Source organism: Shewanella sp. POL2, assembly GCF_000282755.1.
GTDB classification, from domain to species: Bacteria; Pseudomonadota; Gammaproteobacteria; order Enterobacterales; family Shewanellaceae; genus Shewanella; species Shewanella xiamenensis.
In genome coordinates, this window is sequence record NZ_AKZL01000026.1 from 21138 (window position 1) to 44084 (window position 22947).

The following is a 22947-nucleotide window of genomic DNA, read 5'->3' on the forward strand; positions in this document are numbered from 1 at the left end:
TTATAAGCACGGCTTCAGTGATAAAAATGGCTTTAAGTCTACACACTAAAAGCCATTTTTATTCGGGTTTACCATAAGCGATAAACGCTTACTGATAAATTGAGGCTTGCCCTTCAGGGCGAGTCTTTAGCAATCTTAGGAACCACATATACTGCTCTGGATAAGCGAGTATCACTTTCTCAACCGCTTTATTCAGTGCTAACGCCTCGTTTTCCTTACCGACCATGTCTTCGGCGGCAATGGCGGGCATCACAGTTAAATCAAACTGGCGTGAAGCTTGATTATAACCAATTTTCACCGGTAGCACTTGGGCATTTCCCGCCTGAGCCAATCGGCCAACTACGGGTAATGTCGCTTTGACTGTGCCTAAAAACGGGGTAAACACACTCTGATCAGGGCCTAAATCCTCATCGGGCAGGTAGAAAAAGCTATTGTTCTGCTTAAGCTCTGCTAATAAGGCGCGAATTCCGGCCTCTCGCATATAAACGTGGCCACCACAACTGCTACGTACCCGATTATTAAACCAGTTAAATAACGCGTTTTTATGGGCCTTTGCCATAGTGACCATGGGCAAGTCGAGGTTTAACCTCAGCCCAGCATAATCAATAGGCCACACATGGGGCATGATAAATATCACCGGCTGCCCTACTGCTTGCGCCGCTTGTACATGCTCAAAGCCCATCAAATTCACACGGCGGCGTAAATGCGCCTTAGATCGTACCAACAGCTCACCTTGCGATAACAGCACTAATACGAAGTTCTGCACGTTGTCATCAATTAAGGCTTCTATTTCTGCGGCGGATTTTTCAGGGAAACACGCCTTTAAGTTCGCCCTGGCAATACTTATCGGCTTTTTCGCAATAGGCGCCACCAGTTTGGCCAAGGTTCTAGCAATAGGATCACGCAGCCACGCGGGCATGATCCCAAAAATCACTAATAGACCGATCGCCAACCAAGTAACCCAATATTTAGGGTGCAATAACGCCAGTTGAAAACGTCGGTCAAAATGTTTGGGCTGTCTTGACAAAGAAATCACCTCAGACAGTAGAAAAGCCATTCACCATAAAAAGAAAATAGTAAAGCCACTCACGAAGGAGTGGCTTTACTGTCGAACATCTAAAATTACTTGCCCGCGTTAGAAGCTTCTACGCGAGTTTTCAGTTTCTGGCCGGGACGGAAGGTCACGACACGGCGAGCGGAAATCGGGATATCCTCGCCTGTTTTTGGGTTCCTTCCCGGTCTTTGATTCTTATCCCTAAGGTCAAAGTTGCCAAAGCCAGATAACTTGACCTGCTCACCACTTTCAAGTGCGCCTCGAATTTCTTCAAAGAACGACTCAACCATCTCTTTGGCTACACGCTTGTTTATACCGAGTGTTTCAAAAAGATGTTCTGCCATTTCGGCTTTGGTAAGTGCCATACTTTAATCCCTCAACGATGCGTTGAACTCGGTCTTCAGGGCAGAAACAACTGAATCTACAGTTTCAGCGATCTCTTTTTCCTCAAGTGTACGAGTAGTGTCTTGTAATGTAAGTGCTATCGCCAAGCTCTTCTTGCCGGGCTCAACACCTTTACCTAAGTATACATCGAACAAGTTTATGCCAACCAACTGATTTTCGCCAACTTTTCTTATCAATTTCATTACATCGCCTGCAGATACACTTTCATCTACGACTACTGCGATGTCACGACGATTAGCCGGGAACTTAGATACAGCTTGGGCTAGCGGTAAACTGGTATGCAATAAAGCATCCAATTCCAACTCAAAAACGATGGTTTTACCATTGAGTCCAAAAGGCTTCTCCAAACTAGGATGGATAGCACCTATATGACCGATCACTCGATCATTTCTCAATATTTCAGCACATTGCCCTGGATGAAGAGCAGAATGCGTCGCTACTCTAAAGCTAAATTCTGATGCGGAAACTGTCAAGCCGATAATTGCTTCTAAATCACCTTTAAGGTCGAAAAAATCAACGGTTTTCGATTCCATTGACCAATGTTCGTCATTTTGAAGCCCTGTAATGACGCAACCGAGCATTGCTTGCTGTCTTACACCGGATTCTGCATGAATATCAGGAACAAAGCGCAGGCCAGTTTCAAAAAGTCTCACGCGACCCTGTTGACGACTTTGGTTGTAGCCAACCGCAGTCAATAATCCAGTGAACATCGACAACCGCATGGCCGACATTTCGCTAGAAATCGGGTTCGGTAACACCATGGCTTGCTCACCTGGGTGAACCAGATTTTGCAGCTTAGGATCGACGAAACTGTAAGTCACAGCTTCTTGGAAACCACGGGCCACTAACAGCGAACGTACGCGCTTGAGGCTTAAGTCGGTTTCTTTATGGTCTGACATCCGCAGTGACGCCACGGGCGCAACGTTTGGAATGTTGTTGTAACCGTAGATACGGGCCACTTCTTCGATTAAGTCTTCCTCAATCGCCATATCGAAGCGGTAAGTGGCGGTCGTAACCTGCCAGCACCCCTCACCTGCGACTACGCTAAAACCTAAACGCTCGAGGATTTCAACCACGTCGCTATCGGGAACATGGTGACCGAGAATTTTATCTAACTTGCTGCGACGCAATAAGATTTGCACAGGTTTTGGTAAGTCAGCGTCAGATTTAGCTTCAACCACAGGGCCAGCTTCACCGCCACAAATATCCAGTACTAAGCGAGTCGCACGGTCCATGACTTTGTGTTGCATCTCTGGGTCAACACCACGCTCGAAGCGGTGTGATGAATCGGTATGCAAACCTAAACGGCGTGATTTACCCATAATCGCTAACGGCGCGAAGAACGCACATTCAAGCAGTATGTCTTGGGTAGTGTCGCTCACACCCGAATATTCACCGCCAAACACGCCAGCAAGCGCTAATGGACGCGCATCGTCGGCAATCACTAGAGTGTCGTTTGGAATAGTCACTTCGCTGCCATCGAGCAGGGTGATTTTCTCTTCGCCATTACCTAAACGCACTTGGATGTCGCCAGTCAGTTTGGCAAGGTCGAAGGCGTGCATAGGTTGACCGAATTCAACCAACACAAAGTTAGTGATATCGACGATAGGATCGATTGAGCGGATACCACTGCGACGCAGTTTTTCCTGCATCCATAATGGCGTAGCCGCTTTCACGTTCACATTCTTCACCACACGACCTAAGTAGCGTGGGCAAGCTGCGGTTTCCTTCACATTGATAGCCACTTTGGCATCAATCGTTGGCGTCACGGTTTGCCATTGTGGCTCGGTTACCGCTTGACGGTTTAACACGCCAACTTCACGGGCCAAACCTACCATGCCTAAGCAATCGGCACGGTTAGCGGTTAAATCCACTTCAATCACAGCATCATCAAGCTGGAGATACTCACGTAAATCCGTGCCTAATGGCGCATCTAATGGCAGTTCGATAATGCCATCGCTATCGATATCAATACCCAGCTCGCTGTATGAACACAGCATGCCTTCTGAAGGCATACCACGCAGCTTAGCCTTTTTAATTTTAAAATCGCCTGGCAGTACGGCACCGACCATTGCTACGGCCACTTTTAAGCCTTGACGGCAGTTTGGTGCGCCACAGACGATATCAATAAGCTCGCCACTGCCAACACTGACTTTAGTCACGCGCAGTTTGTCTGCATCGGGGTGCTGGCCACATTCGACCACTTCACCAACCACAACGCCGTTAAACTCGGCAGCCACGGCATCAACGCCATCGACTTCGAGGCCAGCCATAGTGATCTGGTGGGATAATGCTTCACGGCTAACGGCAGGATTGACCCACTCACGAAGCCAAGATTCGCTAAATTTCATGCTATACAGCTCCGTTATTTAAATTGCTTCAGGAAACGCAGGTCGTTTTCGAAAAACGCACGTAGATCGTTTACGCCGTAACGCAGCATAGTTAAACGCTCAACGCCCATACCAAAAGCAAAACCAGAGTATTTTTCTGGATCGATGCCCACGCTACGCAGCACATTTGGGTGCACCATACCGCAGCCTAACACTTCTAACCATTTGCCGTTTTTACCCATTACGTCCACTTCGGCTGAAGGCTCAGTGAATGGGAAGTAAGAAGGACGGAAACGCACCTGCAAATCTTCCTCAAAGAAGTTACGCAGGAAATCATGCAACACGCCTTTTAATTCGGCGAAGTTAACGTTTTCATCGACCAGCAAACCTTCCACTTGGTGGAACATTGGTGTGTGAGTTTGGTCGTAATCGTTACGATACACACGACCCGGTGAAATAATCCGTAGTGGCGGCTTTTCCGTTTCCATAGTACGAATTTGCACGCCCGAGGTTTGGGTACGCAGCATCAGTTTAGGATTAAAATAAAACGTATCGTGGTCGGCACGCGCTGGGTGGTGCTCAGAGATATTCAAGGCGTCGAAGTTATGGAAATCATCTTCGATTTCAGGGCCTTGTTTTACCGAAAACCCTAATTCCCCAAAAAAGGTTTCGATACGTTCAATGGTGCGCGTCACTGGGTGTAAACCGCCGATTTCGATAGTGCGGCCAGGTAGCGTCACATCAATCTTTTCGGCAATTAATTTAGCTTCTAGCTCTGCACTTCTCAGGACGTCGATGCGCTCAGTTAATTTCTGTTGAATGGCCTGTTTCGCATCATTGACCGCCTGACCAAAAGCGGGTTTTTCTTCAGGACTTAAGCTGCCCATCATTTTCATCATGTCGGTGATCTTACCTTTCTTACCTAGGTAATCGACACGGATATCATCCAGTGCTTTTAGATCACTGGCCTGGTCAATAATGACTAAGGCTTGTTCTACGATCTCAGTTAACTGCTGCATTTTCTCTTCCACTGCATAGTCGCGCTTGATAAACAAGTGCTATGGGCGCCAAACTTTCAGGCTATTTCGGTGCTCAGGTTATCGGGCGTTAATGCCAGACGCTTTGCTAGCTATAACGAAATAAAAGGAGAGAAATTTTACGCGAGCGAGCGGCATATTACTAGGGCTTATTCGGGGTTTTTATCATGCAAATTCATGTGTTATCCCAACAAACCTTCCAAGTTGATCGCCTTGGAAAGACATTTGTCGATTTTTACAGCAGTCACGTGATCACGCACTAACCACTGGCGACACATGTAACTAAACTGTAAACTTATGTTTGTACCTTGCCAAAATTGCTGCAAAACAAACAAAAATGCCGCAATTGGACAACAATAATACAAGCAACAGCTTACTAAGCAGAAAAACATAAAGTCTATGGCAAATCGACCGATATCCATTTGGTCACAGCCCAATTTATCGAGGCGCTAATGAAAGAAGTTAAATTTCGCTGGATAGATCAATACCTTATCCACATGACCTTAAAAACCAAATTTGCAATTCTCGCCCTAGTTCCGATGTTTATGATTGTGGGATTAGCGGTATTTTTAAATACTCAGTTTAGGGATACCCTGCTTGAAAGCCATTTGCATGGGCTCCAAGACACTTCCCAGAAAATCAATCAACTCGCCGCACAGATTTCTAGCAAGCTACCCGAGCAAGAACGCCAAAATTTACCTAATCAGCTGAGCCAAGGCTTACAGAATGTTCAGATTGTTACAGTTTCTGAGGCTGATAGCCGCGCACAAACCCTTGCGCGCAGCGGTGGTGGTATTGATACCAGCAGTTCACCTAATCGGGCTGTTAGCTCGGTTAATGATCAAAATATGCTGACCATCATTCCCGTCGATGATCGTCAACTTAACGCCCTTTTAGCCGATGACAATATCTTAGTCTACAGCCTGATGGCAGTGCTGTTATTCGTGCTCTTCCTGTTTAGCTACTACATCTCTACCTTCGTTGGCGGTGCACTCTACACCACAGTCATGGCACTTAAACGCGCGGCGTCTGGGGATTTGACAGGCCGATTAAACTTCTTCGAAGTCAAAGATGAGTTCAGCATCTTAGCTATCAGTATCGACACGCTAGTCGAGCGCCAGCACAACTTGGTGAAGCAGATAGCAGAATCCACCAGCAAGATCCGCGAAGTGGTTTCATCTTTTAGAAGTACGGCTCAGCAAGGACAAGCCCTTGCTGTCAATCAACGTCAGCACCTCGACTCCTTAGCCACGGCGATGGAAGAAATGACCGCTGCGGTAAAAGAAGTGGCGCGCAACGCCGAGCAATCCTCCGCCGAAACCCAAGAGGCGAATCAACAGGTTAATGCGGGTTCTAAGGATATTGAAACCACAGTAAGCGCAATTGATGTGCTGTCGGATGAGATTTCTGCTGCATCAAATGCGGTCAATACCCTCAACGACAACGCCAGTAAGATTGATGAGGTGGTTTCGACCATTAATGCTATCTCGCAACAAACTAACCTACTCGCCCTCAATGCCGCGATTGAAGCGGCGCGTGCCGGCGAACAGGGTCGCGGTTTTGCGGTAGTGGCCGATGAGGTACGAACCCTTGCTGGCCGCACGCAAGCTGCAACGGTTGAAATTAAATCGATGATCGAATCGCTGCAACAAGGCACACGTAACCTCACTCAAGTGATGTCTCGCACCGTGAGTCAAGCAAGTGAAGGCAAACAGCATGTACTGCAAACGGGTAAAGATCTCGAGTCGATTGCCCACCATAGCAGCCGCGTGTTCGAAATGAGTGTGTTGATTGCCACGTCTGCGGAAGAACAATCAGCCGTAGCTAACGAAATCGCGACCAATCTGATGGAAATTCGCAATCAATCCCACGATGTCGAGCAATCGGCGAACCAATCGGTATCGGGTTGTGATGAGTTGCAAGCCACCGCGGGACAATTGGACCAGCTGATGGTGGGTTTAAAAATCTAATCGTTGAAGAGCTAAGCAACAAGGGAGCCAAGCACCCTTGTTGCTTAAATAACGAATCGTCATCTGGTTAATCCCTAATTAATTCATTTCTATAATTTAGAATTCCTAAATAAATTAAAATAAAATCTAAATTTTAAAATTTAGATTTGGATTATCGAATTTATCGCCCCCACAATAAAATCTTGATCATACTTTTAAACTAAAAAAGTATTCATCCATTCACCTTTGATAACGATCAACGTTTTGTCACCTTAAAAATCTATTATACATTCAAGAAGCCAAGTTAAATCTCAAAAAACTATTAATTTAAGCTTAATAAACTCTGTTAAGCCCTAATGTATTTCAGTACACATTAATAATAAAACAGCGGTATAAGTTTCAAGAGAAATACTAATTAGACATTTAAAAAAGCAATGTTTGCACATTGCTTATATTGCGCCACTAGCTCTTTATGATCGAATAAGAGCTTATTTGCTGGCTTAAGAATGATAATTTAACCCACAATAAAAGAAGGAAAATAACATGCTTAAAAAGATGATGCTCATGTGTGCACTGTGTTTCTCTACTAGTTTAATGGCGGCATCTCTTGCCGACAGCCATTCAGAAAGATCAGACTGTGAATCATGCCATAAGGATAAAACACCTTCTGCGGATTATGTTTTTGAAAATGAGCAATGTGTATCATGCCATGGCGAAATGAAAACACTCGCAGGTGAAGCTCATACTAAGCATGATGGCGTTTTAACATGCACAAATTGCCATATCGCTCATGAAGAAAAAGCACCTGCTGATGCCTGCAAAGCATGCCATTAACTCACTAAAAATCTAAAGCCAAAAGCCGAAGAATAACTTGTTTTGAATGGAACCATTTGGCAGGATGCCACTTGACCCACCTCCAAGGGTGTTTGCCATCTATTGCTCACAGGTGGCATTTTTTATCCCCGTTTGTATCGCCTTAATGTATATCTAACAACTGAATACTTCGCTCATATTCCATTAAAATAAAAAAATTTAAGCATCCCAAGTAAACCATAAGACGAGTATCAAGGTATTGTTCTCAAGAACGCCAAGGCTTTATCTAAATCACGGGTGCGCGCCATCGGCGGCAGGGAGTTTAAAAATGCCTGTCCGTAGGCGCGATTCACAATCCGATTATCACACAGGATTAATACGCCGCAGTCCTTTTCGTCACGGATCAAACGTCCAACCCCTTGTTTGAGCGCAATAATCGCCTGAGGTAATGACACTTGAGTAAAAGGATCGCCGCCCTGACGGCTAATATTGTCGGCGCGGGCACGGTAAAGCGGCTCATCGGGCGAGACAAACGGCAATTTATCAATAATCACGCAGCTTAATAACTTGCCACGCACATCTACCCCCTCCCAAAAACTGCTGGTGCCAAGTAATACCGCATTGCCCAGTTGGCGAAACTTTGTGAACAAACTCTGTTTACCCGCTTGGCCCTGCACCAGCAACGGATATTGAGTCCGAGTTCGCAATGCCAACGCCGTTTGCTCAAGCATTTTATGGCTGGTAAACAAAATAAAGGTTCGCCCCTGCGCTGCCTCAATCGCTTTGACACATACATCGACTAACTGTTTGACTGCTTGCTGCTGATTCGCCACATTGCCCAATTGCCTCGGCACACAAAATAACGCCTGACGCGGATAATCAAAGGGACTATCCAAAATATGCGCCTTGGCCTCACTGATCCCTAACTCCTTGGCAAAATGCGCTAAGCTGCGGTTCACTTGTAAGGTTGCCGAGGTAAAAATCCAACTGGTATTGGCCACAAATAACTGCTGACATTCGCGGGCAATATTAATCGGTGAAATCCGTAGCATCACAAAACGGCTACCAAATTCAACGCTATAGGCAGCCTGTGGATTGTCACATTGGAAAAACTGATTGAGCTTATGGTTAAGGTCCGCCAGTTTAACGGCAATATCATCTAATAACTCACTGCGCCCCACATGGGCGAGCAAGAGTTTTTGCAGCGCGGTCAACTCTGCGAGTAAATCCCATGATGCTAGCGCAATTGACTTATTGCCAAGCAGCATACGCCAATCCGACTCGGCAATAGAAAACAATCCATTATGCCAGTCACTCAATTTGGCTAAACAACGCTGACAAAATTGGGCAATCTGCCCCGTATCGCTGAGCTCAGTTTGATAAATCTGCAATAACTTTTGCAGGTAGTCATCAATCGTGCGACTCGAGGATTGCTGGCCAAAATAACTGACGCAGATATCCGGCAGTAAATGCGCTTCATCGAAGATCACCACATCGGGATCGGGTAATAATTCAGCAAAGCCTGTGTCCTTTAACACACTGTCTGCAAAGAATAAATGATGATTCACGACGATGACTTTCGCATCCATGGCGCGGCTGCGAGCCTTGCGGGTAAAACAGGCATCGTAAAATTCGCAGCGCTGGCCAAGACAGGTCTCTTTGGTACTGACGACTAAGGGAAGCGCGGGAGAATGTTCAGGCACTGAAGTTAAGCCACCAATATCGCCGTCTTTACTCATGCCCGCCCATTGGTTGATTTTGAGTAAATCGTCCAATAATCGCGCTTCAATATGGCTGGCCTCCTGCATCTGCCTATCAAGCCGATACTGACACAAATAGTTATTGCGACCTTTTAATAGCGCAAGCTTGGGCGCAATCCCAAACATAGATGTCAATGCGGGTAAATCCTTTAAAAACAATTGTTCCTGCAAGTTTTTACTGCCAGTACTGACAATCACTTGCTTACCACTTAACATAGCGGGAATTAAATAGGCGAAGGTTTTACCGACCCCTGTACCCGCTTCGATCAGTGCATTGCCCTTACTCGCAATCGCTTCACTGATGATTTGCGCCATCTCAACCTGACTCTGACGCGCACTGAACCCTTGAATATGCGTAGCGAGCACGCCATCGTTGGCAAAAGCACGCAGCACCTCATTCGTCAATCTGCTCATCGAACGAGGAGCATCAAGCGACTGCTGATTTGATTGCTGATGTTTAGCTTGCCGCGGAGCTGAGCGTCGAGAGTGAGTCAATGGCGAGCGAGTTCCTATAAAAACGATTCAAAAAAGCGAGTTGTGGGTTAAGGCGTTAGCCTTCGCTAAGGAGCATAACGCTGTTGCCGCAGTGTAATTAAGCCCGCCTGATAATACCAATAGTTTTAATCTAGCGCCGAGCTTCTTGAGCTAAAACATGGAGTAGCGTAGTTTAAATGATTTAACAACCAAAGGCTTAACTCAACTTTTCCCCGATTGCTTGCTAAGAGATAAGCTGCTAAGTTGCGTTAATGATTGTGCTAATGACTTAATTTTGCACGAAGCTTCAATTATGGATATATAACTCAATTAGGTTTACGTTATAAACGTTGAGATGATTAAGGATATAAAATGAAAAAGTTCCAATTATTACCGTTAATGTTATTTATTTTATCTACTCCCGTAGTAGCGCAAGAAGCACCAATAGATGAAATGTTTAGAGTGATGTCAATCGATAAACAAATGGCTGGTGGATTTGAAGCTATGTTACCAATAGTAGACCAAATAGCCATCAACTATAAATTAGATAATAAGGCTAAAGAAGAACTTAAGGGTATTTATAGAGCATGGTTTAATGAAGATGTTGATCGTCCCAGAGTGATAAACGAATTAAAAAAACAGTACTCTGAAGCTTTCACAAATGAAGAAATCATTAAAATAACCCAATTTTATCAAACTTCTACAGGTAAAAAACTCTTAGAAAAAACGCCACAATTGATGCAAACTGGAGCACAAATCGCCATGCAAGAAGCACAAGCAAAACAATCTAAATTAATTGAGCGTATTAGACCTTTTCTCGCAAAGCATGGAATTAAAGAATAAAGCTATAACAATTATCTGAACATGAGGTCTGATATTACGAGACTTGTAAAAAGCTACGCACTCAGTGGTAAGCATTAGGCGGAGATTAACCATGCCAACGACCTTATCCTTGTCACAATATGTGAAAAAGCGAAATGGTGTTCCACTGGGTGCCAGTCACTCGATGAGGAATATGCTATCACGCGCCCTGGGTGCTAAGTCATTCCCCATTTTTTGGCATTATTGGAATCCGATTTGGGGTTATTATTTATCACGTAATGTCATGCGTCCTAGCAGTCAGTTTCTGCCGATGTGGCTCGCCGTACTTGTCACCTTTTTGGTCAGCGGTGCGCTACACGATCTCGCCGTTGCTCTGGTTAAATGGCAAACCATATTCTTTTTTACACCTTGGTTTGGCATCATGGGAGTTATAGTGATTGCCTCAAATAAATATCGCCTTTCCTACGGTACATTACCTTGGATTATGCGGGCTTTGATTAATTTACTGTTTATTTTCTCATCATTTGCGTTAACCGAATTCATGCTAGGTCTATTGAATCCTTAACCAAAATTCACTCGCCATAATGATGTAAATGAAGCTCGCTCAAAAGGATATTTCATGCGATTAACATTAACCTTGGAAACCCTATTATCCCAACTCGGTTCTTTTTCGTGGCACTTGGATGTGTACAAAGCCCTAGAACAACCATTAAGTCCCACAATGTCGGTGTTAATCATTGACGATGAGCTTGAAGAAGAACGCGACCAACAGGATGAGCCTCTCTACCCGCAAACTCAAGCTTATCAATACTTTTTAAGCATTGCGGATTTGCAAAGCATCAAGGCTAATTTGGTGCAACAGCTGCCACATGCTACCTTGCATGACATAATTCATGCTGTCAGTTATTACTATCAAAACGATGCTTATATGAATTTAGAGAGCTAACCGCTTTAATTGCGCTTTTATAAGATAAATTAAAACAATTGTTAAAGGATAAAATAGAATCAGCTATGGATAAAAAAGCAAAAAGGATTTTATTCTCCACCTATTGGAAGAATGGTTGGATTGACGTAAAAAACAGAAGTCTCTCCGATCCCGACTTTATCTATGCCAAATCGAAAGGATTAATGTTTGATCCTTTAACTATCTCCCATGATGAATGTATCCTTGCCACCACAGCGCTAGTAAAAGGCATTTCGCAAGCACAAGTAACAAAAGGATTTTTAAGCAGTTTAACCTCTAGGCGATTGGATTGGCGCTCATCCCTTGCATCCTATGCGATCGCCCAAAAAATCCCATTTCATCAATACACACCTGTTATTTCAGGCTCTTCTTATAAGGATGGCAAACCAACTGCACACTCCTATACCTGCGGCATTTGCCGAGACAGTCAATATGGCATCCGAGGAAGCGAATCCTATATCGAGGTGGATATTAACGTATTCAATTTCGAGCGTATAAAATGGGGCGGCGTGCGCCATGGGGATATTTTGTATACCTATTTTGATTTAAGCCAATTTATTAATGCCGATATTCCAGAGCCGACGTCAGAAGATATGGCCTGTTTTAGGGAGATCTTAACGATTATCGAAACGTCAGACCCGAGCGATTATCCCAGTACACTAGAGAAAAGATTAGCGAATGTGATTAAGTCGAGTAAAGCTGAGCGACAAATATTAATCGAAATATTAGCCAGTCTGGGAATATTAAAACCCAATACTGTCGATAGACAACGCCAAGGCAAAAATGACTGGGTATTTGCCGAATATTGGCGTGGTGAAGACAAATATTGCCAACAAACAGTTGATCGCCTGTTTGGAAAATATTTAACACGGTAAAAGGCATGTCACGCGCTAATCCTGCATTATCGCTGTGACTGACACTTAGCAACAACCGCCAGTCTAGATTGAACGCTGTTAGACAAGATTTACCATACTTACCGCCAGCCGAATTTGTCTAAACGCAGCATCGGCTTTGTGCCTATCCCCTAATTCGCCCCTCCTTGCGATAAGCAGATTATCGTCCTGCGACCACCAAGATGAAACATTTTCACAAAACGCATAAATATTCTTATTTAGTTAAAATTAGCTGTTGCAAACGGCACAGAAAGCGGTTAGCTTAAAAAAACGTTCGATGGATAAGTATCCACCAACACCAAATTCAACAGAATCACAGAGTATAGAGAGTCATATGAGCCAACGACTGAACGCTATCCACCACCATCACCACCATATGCGGTAGCCTTCGGACGCTCACTGCCGAAGGACTATATCCTTCTGGCGGACTGATTCAAAGATGATCATAAACCCCTGGAAGGAATTCCGGGGGTTTTTGCTTTTGGGCTTTTTAACTAACGATTTAATAGATAATTAGTAATTAATTTCAATATGTTAACCGCCACATTTACTGGCGGTGCCGATAAACCAGTTAAAGCGTGAAACGAAAGAATATCATTTTGAATTTGTTAACTTTGAGCGAGATAAAATTATGACTGAATCAAACCGTTTACGTATTGCCATTCAAAAATCGGGTCGCCTATCGACCGACTCTCAGCAATTACTCAAGAGCTGCGGTGTTAAGTTTTCCATTAACGAACAACGTCTTATCGCACACGCAGATAACATGCCTATCGATTTACTCAGAGTACGTGACGATGATATTCCAGGACTGGTTATGGATGGCGTGGTCGATTTAGGCATTATTGGTGAGAACGTGCTCGAAGAAGAGCAAATTGAGCGTCAAACCCTAAATAAGCCAGCTGAATATGTAAAATTACGCCAATTAGATTTTGGCGCCTGCCGTCTCTCGTTAGCCGTACCAACCGAATTTAGCTATGCCAATGCCTCATCCCTAGAAGGCTTGAGAATTGCCACCTCCTACCCCAATCTATTGCGCCGTTTTATGCAACAAAAAGGCATAAATTATCGCGACTGTATGTTAAAAGGCTCGGTTGAAGTTGCGCCGCGTGCAGGGCTTGCCGATGGCATTTGTGACTTAGTCTCCACTGGCGCAACCCTTGAAGCCAATGGTTTATACGAGACTGAAGTCATATACCGCTCCATGGCCTGCATTATTCAATCAACCCAAACCCAAACGCCGAGCAAACAAGCCTTAATCGATCGCATTTTATCCCGCGTAAACGGCGTGATCCGCGCCCGTGAAAGTAAATATATTTTGCTGCACGCGCCCACTGAAACTTTAGATCAAATTGTCGCCCTGCTGCCCGGTGCCGAAAATCCTACTGTATTGCCATTAAACGACGATACTAATCGAGTGGCCATTCACGCCGTCAGTACCGAAGATTTATTCTGGGACACCATGGAAGAACTCACCGCGCTCGGTGCCAGCTCAATCCTCGTCATGCCAATTGAAAAAATGATGGGGTGATCTATGGATATTTTGACTTGGGCAGCGTTATCCGTCGATGAACAAAAAGCCGCGCTCCAACGCTCACCTTTAATTGGTGACAGCGGCTTAGAACAAAGTGTTCGGGCCATTGTTGATGCCGTAGCTAGCCGTGGCGATGCGGCGCTAAAAGAGTTTAATCAAAAGTTTGATGGCTTTAATAGTGCCAATATCGACAGTCTGCGTTTAAGTGAAAGCGAGATTAGCGCCGCCAGCGCACGAGTCTCGACCGAACTTAAAGCCGCCATTGCCCAAGCGATGGCCAATATTGATGTGTTCCACAGCGCGCAGCAATTTCGCCCCATCGACATTGAAACCCAAGCAGGGGTTCGCTGCGAGCTTCGTAGCGAACCGATTGAAAAAGTCGGTTTATATATTCCCGGTGGCAGCGCCCCATTAATCTCAACCGTACTGATGTTGGCCCTGCCTGCCAAAATTGCTGGCTGCGAAAAACGCGTATTGGTGAGTCCGCCGCCGATTAACGATGCAATTGTGTATGCGGCAAACGCCTGTGGGATCACCGAAATCTATCAAGTGGGCGGCGCGCAGGCCATTGCCGCACTGGCCTTTGGCACTGAAACGATTCCCAGCGTCGATAAGATTTTTGGCCCAGGCAATCGTTATGTCACCGAAGCCAAGCGCTTAGTCTCGCAGGACGGTCGCTGCACTGTGTCTATTGATATGCCCGCAGGCCCTTCTGAGGTATTAGTGATTGCCGATAGCGATGCCAATGCGCAGTTTATTGCCGCAGATTTACTCTCGCAAGCAGAGCACGGCCCAGATTCACAGGTCATTTTAGTCACGGATTCTGAGCCATTAGCACAAGCTATCAATCAAGCACTCGAGTCACAACTGGCCGCTCTACCACGCCAAGAGATTGCCGCAACCGCCCTAAACAGTAGCCGCACCATTTTAGTCAAAGATATGCAGGAAGCAGCACAGGTATCGAATAGTTACGGGCCTGAACACTTAATTATTCAAACCCGCTTCCCACGGGACGTACTCAAGCATATTCGTGCCGCAGGCTCAGTGTTTTTAGGCGCCTATACACCTGAATCGGTTGGAGATTATGCCAGTGGCACTAACCATGTATTGCCGACTTACGGTTACAGCCGCGCGGTATCGAGCCTCTCCTTGGCCGACTTTAGCCGCCGCTTTACGGTGCAAGAACTCAGTGCCAAGGGCCTACTCGGACTCGGGCAAGCGGTAATGACCCTTGCCAGTAATGAGTTACTCGATGCCCATAAAAATGCGGTCGCGATACGCTTAGCCAGTCTTAAGGACTGATAGTAGCAAGACGAAATAACAGTACGCTTCAGCGTTAATGAAAGCCGTAGCAAGACTTAGGATGATATAGGATGAGCCAAGTGCCAATTAGCCAAGCACCAACGAGCAATGTGCCAGTAACAAAGGTTCCGAGCGCCAATAGCGCCAGCAATACTCTCGATAACAATACTCTCGATAACAATACTCTCGATAACACAAGCATCGAGCCAACAACCCTTGCCGCACGTCTTGCACGGCCCGAACTGCTCGAGTTAACGCCTTACCAAAGTGCTCGCAGGCTGGGTGGTCGTGGGGATATTTGGATCAACGCTAACGAATCGCCCTTTAATAATGTGGCCGTCGGCGAGCTCGATTTAACTAAGTTAAATCGTTATCCTGAGTGCCAACCGCCCGCGTTAATCAATGCCTACAGCCAATACAGCGGTGTAGCGGAGAGCAAAATTGTCGCCAGTCGCGGCGCCGATGAGGCCATCGAGCTACTTATTCGTGCCTTTTGTGTCCCAGGCATAGATTCCATTGCGACCTTTGGGCCCACTTATGGCATGTACGCCATTAGCGCGCAAACCTTTAATGTAGGCGTTAAGGCGTTAAGCTTAACGGCTGAATACGGTCTCCCATCCGACTTTGCAACGGCCACGCGCGGCGCTAAGTTAGTGTTTATCTGCAATCCTAATAACCCAACCGGCACTGTGATTGACAAGGCGCGCATAGAGCAAGCCATCCAAGCCCTGCCCGATGCCATTGTTGTCGTCGATGAGGCTTATATCGAGTTTTGCCCAGAATATAGCGTGGCGGATTTACTTGAGACTTACCCAAATCTCGTTGTACTGCGCACCCTCTCAAAAGCCTTTGCCTTAGCAGGCGCGCGCTGCGGCTTTTTACTGGCCAATGAAGAAATTATCGAAATCATCATGCGAGTGATTGCGCCCTATCCCGTGCCACTTCCCGTGAGTGAAGTGGCCGTGCAAGCGCTGTCAGCGGCTGGGATTGCGCGGATGAAAACCCAAGTCAAAGCGCTCAATACTCAGGGAGAGCGACTCGCGGCGGCGCTGAATTTGTACTGCGAGCAATGGGGCGGCGCCGTGCTAAAACCCAATGGCAACTATGTCTTAGCCGAGTTTGACGACGTAGCAACAGTGGCACAACTGCTTATCGACAATGGCATTGTCGCGCGGGCCTATAAGGACCCAAGGCTAGCTAAAGCCATTCGTTTTAGCTTTAGCTCTCAGTCTGACACCGACCGCTTAGTGTCGCTCTTTGAATCGCAAAAGCTGTGAGCATTTAGCGCAAGTATTAACGCAGCATTGGCCTAATAGACTGATTTTATAAAGATAACAAACTGAATTGAAAGGTAGCAGCATGAACCCAGTATTTACCCCAAATGTCGCCCAGAAAATACTTTTTATCGACCGCGATGGCACCTTGATTGAAGAGCCCATCACCGACAAACAGGTCGATAGCCTCGCCAAACTGGTATTCGAGCCCCAAGTGATCCCCGCCTTATTGCGCCTGCAAAAAGCCGGTTTTAAGTTGGTAATGGTCAGCAATCAGGATGGACTCGGTACCCCTTCCTTCCCGCAGGAAGATTTCGATGCGCCGCACAATATGATGATGCAAATCCTGTCTAGCCAAGGGGTTAAGTTTGAAGATGTGCTCATCTGCCCGCACTTTAACGATGAAAATTGCAGCTGCCGCAAACCCAAACTGGGACTGGTGAAAGACTTTTTGACCCAAGGCACCATCGATTTTACCCAGTCCGCCGTGATTGGTGACAGACACACAGATGTGGAACTGGGTAATGCCATGGGGATTAAAAGCTTTCAATATCAGCGTGGCAGCCTAGGCTGGGACGCGATTGCCGATGCCTTACTCAATAAGGGCCGCACCGCGACTGTGGTACGCACCACCAAGGAAACCGATATTCGCGTGACTGTCGATCTCGACAATCCCAGCAAAGGCGCCATTAACACTGGCATTGGTTTCTTCGACCATATGTTGGATCAAATCGCCACCCACGGGAATTTCAAAATGGAGGTGAATGTCGATGGCGATCTCGAGATAGACGATCACCACAGCGTTGAAGACACCGCATTGGCTATTGGGGATGCACTGCGCCAAGCGCTTGGCGATAAACGCGGTATTGCCCGTTTTGGCTTTAGTTTACCGATGGATGAGGCCAAGGGCGAATGCTTACTGGATCTTTCCGGCAGGCCTTTTATTAAATTCGCCGCCCAATTTGAACGTGAAAAAGTCGGTGAAATGGCAACCGAAATGGTACCGCACTTTTTCCGATCTTTTGCCGATGGCCTACGCTGCACCCTGCATGTAGCCGCCGAGGGAGACAACGATCACCACAAGGTCGAAGCACTATTTAAAGTGCTGGGCCGCGCGCTACGTCAGGCCGTCAAAGTCGAAGGTGATGTGTTGCCATCGAGTAAAGGCGTGCTCTAACACCGTGCTACAAGATTTGTTATCGGCTTAGTGACCTCATCTAGGCGCATAAGCAAATAACATAAAGCCTGATGATTTTAACGAGGGGCAGTTTCGGGAATGTGGTGACAAACCGCTTCCCCACTGACCCATCAATAGGAAAACCCAATGTCAGCAAACATAGATGAATTTGATGTTGTCATCATAGACACAGGTTGCGCCAACTTAAGTTCGGTCCGTTTCGCCTTTGAGCGTCTCGGCGCTAAGGTGTTAGTCACCGATGACAAAGCCAGCATTAAAGCCGCCAAACGGGTGGTACTGCCAGGTGTCGGCAGCGCTGGCGCTGCGATGGCTTCATTAACGGAAAAAGCCTTAGTCGAATTAATTCAAGGGTTAACTCAACCCGTGCTGGGCGTCTGTTTAGGGATGCAAATGCTTACCCTCCTCTCTAAAGAACGCGGCGGCCAAGCGCAGGATTGCCAATGCTTAGGCATTATTCCAACCGAGATTGACGAGCTAGACCGTCAAACGCTTAAGGCCGAAGGTTTACCTCTGCCGCACATGGGTTGGAACCAACTGACCTTTAGTAATCCGTCTCAGGTTCACCCGCTGTTTGCCGGTGTTCCAGCCGGTAGTTACGTGTATTTTGTGCACAGTTACCGCGCACCATTAAGCGACTACACCTTGGCACAATGCCGTTATGGTGAGGACTTTAGCGCCGCCATCGGTAAAGACAACTTTATGGGCGTGCAATTTCACCCCGAGAAGAGCGCCGCCGTGGGCGCACAAATCCTAGGTAACTTTTTAAAAATGCAATAAATGCAATCGCTTATTAGCTTTTGACTGAGCTAAGTTTTGGGGCGCTAAGTTTGGCTGAGCCACCACTATTTTTCAGCCACAACATTCAGCAATAAAGCGCGGCAGCAAATGCACACAAGGAATTAAGGACAACAGATGATCATTCCAGCAATTGATTTAATTGATGGCAAAGTAGTTAGGCTCTACCAAGGGGATTATGGGCAGCAGACCACCTTCGATTTAAGCCCACTGGCCCAGTTGCAATCCTATCAAGACCAAGGGGCAAACTGGCTGCATATCGTGGATTTAACTGGCGCCAAAGATCCTGCTAAACGCCAAACAGCTTTGATTGCCAAGCTGACAGCGGGACTTAACGCCAATATTCAGGTGGGCGGCGGGATCCGCACTGAAGAGCAAGTCGCCGAGTTATTATCCCTTGGGGTTAAACGCGTGGTGATAGGCTCGCTCGCCGTCAAAGAACCCGGGTTAGTCAAGGGCTGGTTTAACACATTCGGCAGCGAGTCAATATGCCTCGCACTGGATGTGAATATCAATCAGAGCGGCGAGAAAATCGTCGCGGTTTCTGGCTGGCAAAGCGGTGGCGGTAAGAGTTTAGAGTCTATCGTCGAAGACTTTAGCCAAGTTGGGCTTAAACATGCGCTAGTAACTGACATCAGCCGCGATGGCACCCTCACAGGCGCCAATACCGAACTCTATCGTGAGCTATCCAGCCACTATCCCGACATCGTTTGGCAAGCCTCGGGCGGCATTGCCACCCTTGAGGATGTTGCTGCCGTCAGAGACAGTGGCGCCGCAGGGATCATTATCGGCAAAGCCTTACTTATCAATCAGTTTAATGTGGCGGAGGCAATCCAATGCTGGCCAAACGAATAGTACCCTGTTTAGATGTGAAAGATGGCTGCGTGGTCAAGGGCATACAGTTTCGCAACCATGAAATTGTTGGCGACATAGTCCCTCTCGCTGCGCGTTATGCCGCAGAAGGTGCCGATGAGCTGGTGTTTTACGATATCACCGCAAGTGCTCACGACCGAGTAGTCGATAAGTCTTGGGTGAGCCGAGTGGCTGAGCAAATCGATATCCCCTTCTGTGTCGCTGGCGGCATTAAAACCATCAGTCAGGCCCGTGAGTTGTTAGCCTTTGGTGCGGATAAAATTTCGGTCAACTCTCCTGCCCTTAGCGACCCGAGTTTAATCTCACGCCTGCAGGATGAGTTTGGCCGCCAATGCATAGTGATCGGCATAGACTCGTTTTATGATGCGGCAAGCGACAGTTATAAAGTGAAGCAATTCACCGGCGATGAAGCAGCCACCAAAGAAACCGCTTGGTACACCCAAGACTGGGTTGAGGAAGTACAAAAACGCGGCTGCGGCGAAATCGTGCTCAACGTGATGAACCAAGATGGCGTACGCGGTGGCTATGATATCAAGCAGTTAAGCCTAGTACGCCAGTTGTGCGATGTGCCTTTAATCGCCTCGGGCGGCGCGGGTACGATGGCGCATTTTCGCGATGTGTTTATCGAAGCAAAGGTCGATGCTGCGCTGGCGGCCAGCGTGTTCCATAAAGCCATTATCAATATCGGCGAGTTAAAACAGTATTTAGCGGCCGAAGGCATCGCGATTAGACGCTAGAGCGGTTCTAGGTTCTAGGTTCTAGGTTCTAGGTTCTAGGTTCTAGGTTCTAGGTTCTAGGTTCTAGGTTCTAGGTTCTAGGTTCTAGGTTCTAGGTTCTAGGTTCTAGGTTCTAGGTTCTAGGTTCTACAAATAGATTAAGAGTGAATACTATGTCAACGCAAACAAACACTAAGTCGGATTTTAGCAAGCTGGATTGGGACAAACAGGATGGACTTATCCCTGCGGTTATCCAAAACCACTTATCAGGCAAGGTATTAATGCTCGGGTATATGGATAAAGCCGCGCTGGAACAGACTCTGGCAACCGGTGATGTGACGTTTTTTAGCCGATCTAAGCAACGTTTATGGACCAAGGGCGAAACCTCGGGCCATACCCTAAAACTGGTCGCCATCGATAAAGACTGCGATAACGATAGCCTGCTGGTGCAGGTATTACCCAATGGCCCAACCTGCCATAAAGGCACCGAAAGCTGCTGGCTCGATGGTCAAGCTCACCCGTTTTTAAACAATCTAGCCGAGCTTATCGCCTCACGTAAAGGGCAAAGTCCAGAATCGAGCTACACCGCCTCCTTATTTGCCCGTGGCACCAAACGCATCGCCCAAAAAGTCGGTGAAGAAGGACTAGAAACCGCGCTGGCCGCAGCTACTCACGATAAAGAAGAGCTGATTAATGAGGCATCAGATCTCATGTACCACTTATTAGTGCTACTTGAAGATCAACAACTGAGCTTAAGTGATATCACGGCTAATCTACTCGCTCGCCATCAAAAAGCACTGCAAAAATAACCCTGAAACGTCAACACGCCCTAAGCACTACTGCACCAGTATCTGCCGCAAGCCTTTTTGGTCTGCGGCAGCAACCTTCTATTTACGCAGTGTTAGCCAACACCACATCCCACCCTCTATCATGCGCCTTACAACCCTCCCCCCCAAATAGTGAATCCTAAAACCGTATACCTTCTCATCAGCCATCACATCGTAATTGACAAAAAATCAGCAAAATACTGTTGTAATGGTTGACAAGTACACCTTAACTGCCTATCGTAGCCAGCGTACTCGATATTGGCATCGAGGCGTTGACTCAACTTATTAACATTTAAGACAAATTTTAAAAACAGGCCGAATTGCCTTCGTTATGTGATGTGACCAAGCAATTAGATGTGATGAAGTCATTAGATGTAATTTAAGTGTCGAATTAACCCCAATCAAAGGCGCGTTTTATGTGTATTACAACAACAGCTTATTATCCCTATCTGTAGCCGCAATGGCATAGATAGGCACACTCGCCAGACCTTCCATTGTGGCCATATCCCCAACGATCCGCAGATTGCGCCACGAACCCAACGCTTTGTACTGGTACAAGTACAGCTCTCAGCCGCCGTATCGCGCCGCCATGCTGCTTAAGCCTTTATCTCTTTTAGCTGAGATATTCGAGCCATTCATTAAGACGTTTGAGCGTAAGTTATGACACAAAATAAATTTTTCGGCAGTTTGCTGCTGATCGCAGGCACCACCATTGGCGCGGGCATGCTCGCACTCCCCATCGCCTCAGCAGGCTTAGGCTTTGGCATGTCGAGCATGATTATGCTAATCCTCTGGGCATTGATGGCCTACACCGCCCTACTCATGGTCGAAATCCATCAATTTGCCCCGAGTGATGCCAGCCTCAACCAATTAGCCCGCACGCTTTTGGGCGCTAAGGGCCAAGTGGTTGCCAGTATCGCGTTAATGTTTTTACTCTACGCCCTGTGCGCCGCCTATATCGCGGGTGGCGGCGAGCAAGTCAATCAAAAGCTCAATGCTTGGTTAGGGTTAGATCTGCCGCCACAGGCCGGCGCCATCTTCTTTACCCTGTTAGTCGGCACCATTGTCGGCTTAGGCACCCATTATGTCGACTTGATTAATCGCGTGCTCTTTAGTTTGAAAATCATTGCGTTAATCCTAATGCTGGCCCTATTACTGCCGCAGGTCGAAGGCACACATTTACTCGAGTTGCCACTGGAACAAGGGCTTATCGTGTCGGCCATCCCAGTGATTTTTACCTCGTTTGGTTTTCATGGCTCGATTCCGTCCGTGGTGCGCTACTTAGGCGTTGAGGTAAAAAGCCTGCGTAAAATCATGTTGCTCGGCTCAGCGTTACCGCTACTGATTTACCTGCTGTGGCAACTGGGCAGCCAAGGTGTGCTCAGCCAAAGCCAACTGATGACAAATCAGAGTCTTTCAGGCTTTATCAATCAGTTAGCCAGTGTACTTCACAGTCAATCCTTAAGCTCAGCGATCAGTGTGTTTGCAGATCTGGCGCTGGCAACCTCCTTTTTAGGGGTGAGCCTAGGTCTATTTGACTTTATAGCCGCCAACTTAAGGCAAGAAGATAATGCGACGGGTCGCAGTATTACCGCGGCGATCACTTTTGTGCCGCCATTAGGCTTTGCCCTTTTTTACCCACAGGGATTTATTACCGCCCTAGGTTATGCGGCAATTGCCCTAGTGATCCTCGCGATTTTTTTACCTGTTTCCATGGTATGGGTACAAAGAAAACAACGGGATAACGCCAATCTTCCCCAAGGCTACCGCGTCGCAGGGGGAACATTAGGCTTAGTGCTTGCACTCGTGTCAGGCCTTGCCGTCATTGGCGCCCAATTATTCGGTTAACATCGGTTTAGGTCACTACAGAATAAGTGCCTGTAAAATCAAGATGATTGAGTAGGCACTCAACCTCATTTGCCCATAG

General features: G+C 46.8%; 21 protein-coding genes. 15 read left to right on the plus strand and 6 right to left on the minus strand.

All coding sequences use genetic code 11. The features are described 5' to 3' along the window. Positions 1 to 88 precede the first annotated feature (88 nt). From lpxM to pheS, 4 genes are all read right to left on the minus strand, one after another. Positions 89 to 1027 carry a lauroyl-Kdo(2)-lipid IV(A) myristoyltransferase gene (gene lpxM / locus SHEWPOL2_RS08985; protein WP_037427797.1) on the minus strand — a complete coding sequence of 313 codons (939 nt, stop codon included), beginning with the start codon at positions 1025 to 1027 and terminating at the stop codon, positions 89 to 91. A gap of 95 nt (positions 1028 to 1122) precedes the next feature. Further along, complete coding sequence (gene ihfA, locus SHEWPOL2_RS08990; protein WP_011622581.1) at positions 1123 to 1419, minus strand: integration host factor subunit alpha; 297 nt, start codon at positions 1417 to 1419, stop codon at positions 1123 to 1125. Between the two features lie 3 nt (positions 1420 to 1422). Then, positions 1423 to 3810, minus strand: a complete 2388-nt coding sequence (pheT, locus tag SHEWPOL2_RS08995) for a phenylalanine--tRNA ligase subunit beta (RefSeq protein ID WP_037427752.1) — start codon at positions 3808 to 3810, stop codon at positions 1423 to 1425. Positions 3811 to 3824: 14 nt separating this feature from the next. Then, entirely contained in the window at positions 3825 to 4808 is a 984-nt protein-coding gene (gene pheS, locus SHEWPOL2_RS09000; RefSeq protein WP_037417925.1) for a phenylalanine--tRNA ligase subunit alpha, read from the minus strand. Between the two features lie 470 nt (positions 4809 to 5278). Between pheS and SHEWPOL2_RS09005 the strand changes: the two genes are divergently transcribed. Together SHEWPOL2_RS09005 and SHEWPOL2_RS09010 are read left to right on the plus strand one after the other, a co-directional pair. Beyond that, entirely contained in the window at positions 5279 to 6796 is a 1518-nt protein-coding gene (locus SHEWPOL2_RS09005) for a methyl-accepting chemotaxis protein (RefSeq protein WP_037427754.1), read from the plus strand. 522 nt (positions 6797 to 7318) lie between these two features. Continuing rightward, entirely contained in the window at positions 7319 to 7609 is a 291-nt protein-coding gene (locus SHEWPOL2_RS09010; protein ID WP_037417920.1) for a cytochrome c3 family protein, read from the plus strand. 230 nt (positions 7610 to 7839) lie between these two features. Here the strand turns inward: SHEWPOL2_RS09010 and SHEWPOL2_RS09015 are convergent, their stop codons facing one another. Beyond that, the gene (locus SHEWPOL2_RS09015) at positions 7840 to 9762 is read right to left on the minus strand and encodes an ATP-dependent DNA helicase (RefSeq protein WP_037427798.1); all 1923 of its coding nucleotides are present in this window, start codon (positions 9760 to 9762) and stop codon (positions 7840 to 7842) included. Between the two features lie 432 nt (positions 9763 to 10194). On the opposite strand from SHEWPOL2_RS09015, the gene SHEWPOL2_RS09020 reads away from it, so the two are divergent. The 12 genes from SHEWPOL2_RS09020 to hisIE all read left to right on the plus strand — a co-directional run bounded on the left by SHEWPOL2_RS09020 (position 10195) and on the right by hisIE (position 21002). Then, positions 10195 to 10665, plus strand: a complete 471-nt coding sequence (locus SHEWPOL2_RS09020) for a DUF2059 domain-containing protein (protein WP_037427757.1) — start codon at positions 10195 to 10197, stop codon at positions 10663 to 10665. Between the two features lie 91 nt (positions 10666 to 10756). Then, a complete protein-coding gene (locus SHEWPOL2_RS09025; RefSeq protein WP_037417914.1) occupies positions 10757 to 11209 on the plus strand; it encodes an acyltransferase in 453 nt (150 codons plus the stop codon). 54 nt (positions 11210 to 11263) lie between these two features. Next, a complete protein-coding gene (locus SHEWPOL2_RS09030; protein ID WP_037427759.1) occupies positions 11264 to 11590 on the plus strand; it encodes a hypothetical protein in 327 nt (108 codons plus the stop codon). A 65-nt stretch (positions 11591 to 11655) separates the two neighbouring features. Beyond that, positions 11656 to 12483: a hypothetical protein gene (locus SHEWPOL2_RS09035; protein ID WP_037427762.1), complete on the plus strand. Its 828-nt coding sequence runs from the start codon at positions 11656 to 11658 to the stop codon at positions 12481 to 12483. Positions 12484 to 13132: 649 nt separating this feature from the next. Continuing rightward, positions 13133 to 14032 (plus strand): ATP phosphoribosyltransferase, encoded by a 900-nt coding sequence (hisG, locus tag SHEWPOL2_RS09040; RefSeq protein WP_037418029.1) that lies wholly within the window; start codon positions 13133 to 13135, stop codon positions 14030 to 14032. A gap of 3 nt (positions 14033 to 14035) precedes the next feature. After that, positions 14036 to 15337, plus strand: a complete 1302-nt coding sequence (hisD, locus tag SHEWPOL2_RS09045; protein ID WP_037427764.1) for a histidinol dehydrogenase — start codon at positions 14036 to 14038, stop codon at positions 15335 to 15337. Positions 15338 to 15408: 71 nt separating this feature from the next. After that, the gene (hisC, locus tag SHEWPOL2_RS09050; RefSeq protein ID WP_037427766.1) at positions 15409 to 16614 is read left to right on the plus strand and encodes a histidinol-phosphate transaminase; all 1206 of its coding nucleotides are present in this window, start codon (positions 15409 to 15411) and stop codon (positions 16612 to 16614) included. An 82-nt stretch (positions 16615 to 16696) separates the two neighbouring features. Then, entirely contained in the window at positions 16697 to 17788 is a 1092-nt protein-coding gene (gene hisB / locus SHEWPOL2_RS09055; RefSeq protein ID WP_037427769.1) for a bifunctional histidinol-phosphatase/imidazoleglycerol-phosphate dehydratase HisB, read from the plus strand. Between the two features lie 147 nt (positions 17789 to 17935). Further along, positions 17936 to 18586: an imidazole glycerol phosphate synthase subunit HisH gene (gene hisH, locus SHEWPOL2_RS09060; RefSeq protein WP_037427771.1), complete on the plus strand. Its 651-nt coding sequence runs from the start codon at positions 17936 to 17938 to the stop codon at positions 18584 to 18586. 135 nt (positions 18587 to 18721) lie between these two features. Further along, positions 18722 to 19459: a 1-(5-phosphoribosyl)-5-[(5-phosphoribosylamino)methylideneamino]imidazole-4-carboxamide isomerase gene (hisA, locus tag SHEWPOL2_RS09065; RefSeq protein WP_037427773.1), complete on the plus strand. Its 738-nt coding sequence runs from the start codon at positions 18722 to 18724 to the stop codon at positions 19457 to 19459. Next, positions 19441 to 20214 (plus strand): imidazole glycerol phosphate synthase subunit HisF, encoded by a 774-nt coding sequence (gene hisF / locus SHEWPOL2_RS09070; RefSeq protein ID WP_037427775.1) that lies wholly within the window; start codon positions 19441 to 19443, stop codon positions 20212 to 20214. The genes hisA and hisF overlap by 19 nt, the downstream gene beginning before the upstream one ends. Before the next feature lie 152 nt (positions 20215 to 20366). Next, the gene (gene hisIE, locus SHEWPOL2_RS09075; protein WP_037427777.1) at positions 20367 to 21002 is read left to right on the plus strand and encodes a bifunctional phosphoribosyl-AMP cyclohydrolase/phosphoribosyl-ATP diphosphatase HisIE; all 636 of its coding nucleotides are present in this window, start codon (positions 20367 to 20369) and stop codon (positions 21000 to 21002) included. A gap of 441 nt (positions 21003 to 21443) precedes the next feature. On the opposite strand, the gene SHEWPOL2_RS23340 is transcribed toward hisIE, so the two are convergent. Continuing rightward, positions 21444 to 21578 (minus strand): hypothetical protein, encoded by a 135-nt coding sequence (locus SHEWPOL2_RS23340; protein ID WP_275403226.1) that lies wholly within the window; start codon positions 21576 to 21578, stop codon positions 21444 to 21446. Between the two features lie 102 nt (positions 21579 to 21680). On the opposite strand from SHEWPOL2_RS23340, the gene SHEWPOL2_RS09080 reads away from it, so the two are divergent. Next, on the plus strand, positions 21681 to 22868 hold the full coding sequence (locus SHEWPOL2_RS09080; RefSeq protein ID WP_037427779.1) for an aromatic amino acid transport family protein: 1188 nt from the start codon (positions 21681 to 21683) through the stop codon (positions 22866 to 22868). The last annotated feature ends 79 nt before the right edge of the window (positions 22869 to 22947 follow it).